This window comes from Oleiphilus sp. HI0066, assembly GCF_001635725.1.
On sequence record NZ_LWFH01001035.1, the window covers coordinates 1 to 1,433 of the forward strand.

General features: G+C 46.8%; 2 protein-coding genes. Both read right to left on the reverse strand.

Annotated features, from left to right (window positions below; translation table 11 throughout):
* Positions 1-51 precede the first annotated feature (51 nt).
* The gene (gene flgH, locus A3738_RS12655) at positions 52-750 is read right to left on the reverse strand and encodes a flagellar basal body L-ring protein FlgH (RefSeq protein ID WP_068763616.1); all 699 of its coding nucleotides are present in this window, start codon (positions 748-750) and stop codon (positions 52-54) included.
* A 22-nt stretch (positions 751-772) separates the two neighbouring features.
* On the reverse strand, positions 773-1,433 hold a 661-nt coding region (gene flgG, locus A3738_RS12660; RefSeq protein WP_068501528.1), incomplete at its 5' end, for a flagellar basal-body rod protein FlgG.

Below are 1,433 nucleotides of genomic sequence, written 5' to 3' on the forward strand. Positions count from 1 at the left end.
TAATAAATTTATTAGAAAAGATAATTGTCTCAGCATCATTAACGCTCCCTACTACAGAGGCCACCATTCGCTGTTAAAGAATCGCGTCAACCNACCTTGTCGATTCACTTGATCAAACTCACCCGTGCCACCATATGCGATTCGGGCATTCGCAATTTTTGAAGACGGAACCGTGTTATCAATACCGATATCTTGAGGTCGAATCAGACCAGTTAAACGGATGTACTCATCCCCTTGATTCAAACTCAACCATTTCTCACCTTGCACGCGAAGTAATCCGTTAGGAAACACCTCAGCAACAGTGACTGAAATAGCACCCGCAAGACTATTGCTTTGCCCAGATTCAGCTGAGCCCTCAAATTCGCGTTCAAACGATGGATCGGTTGCTAAGCTCATACCCTTAAAGCTGATGGTATTGCCGAGAATATTCGCTTCGTTAAAGTCGACTTCATCGCTTTTGTCATAAGTCGTGTCTGCGCTTTTACTCGCTCGCGTGGACTCTTGCAGGTTCACGGTCAAGATGTCACCGACATTGATCGCAACTTGATCGCCATAGACACTAAACTGGCGATGAGATTGAAAAATACTACCGGTCACAGGTTCACCCATGCGCAAGCTTTGCGCAGGGATCGGCGCATATCTGGGATCATCCGGAACAGGGTGCTCTCGCGTAATCGCAGCACAACCAACGCTCGCCAAAATGGCAAGCGTATTAGCAAGTTTCAATGCAGCTTTGATTACGTTCAACATAGACAAAAACTCAACAACAGCATTACACGTTCTGCGAGATAAACTGCAGCATTTGATCTGCAGTCGAAACGACTTTTGAGTTCATTTCGTAGGCGCGCTGCGTGGTAATCATGTTCACCAACTCAGTCACAACATCTACGTTTGAGGTTTCCAACATGCCTTGGCTCACCGTGCCAATTCCATCTAAGCCAGGCGTGCCAACAATTGGATTGCCACTAGCTTCGGTTTCGCGGAACAAGTTATTACCAATGGCTTTTAAACCTTGCGGGTTAATAAAATCTGCAAGATCAATTTGCCCAAGGTTCTGCAAAGCTGGGTCACCCGCAACAGTGCCTGTAATCACGCCATCTTCGCCAATCGTAATTTCGTTCATTCCTTCTGGAATAGTAATGGCTGGCTCTAAGGCGTGGCCGTTAGCGGTCACAACTTGCCCATCTGAATTAATCTGAAATCTACCATCGCGCGTGTATGCGGTAGACCCGTCAGGTAAGGCAATCTGAAACATGCCTCGACCAGAGATCGCCATATCTAGAGGACGCTCCGTTACCTGCATTGAGCCTTGACTAAATTCTTTAACCGTTCCAACAACACGAACACCCGTACCAAGCTGCAGGCCTGATGGGAGCTGAGAATCCTGTGAGCTAAGCGCACCTGGATCTCTCTTAATTTGATATAGAAGATCT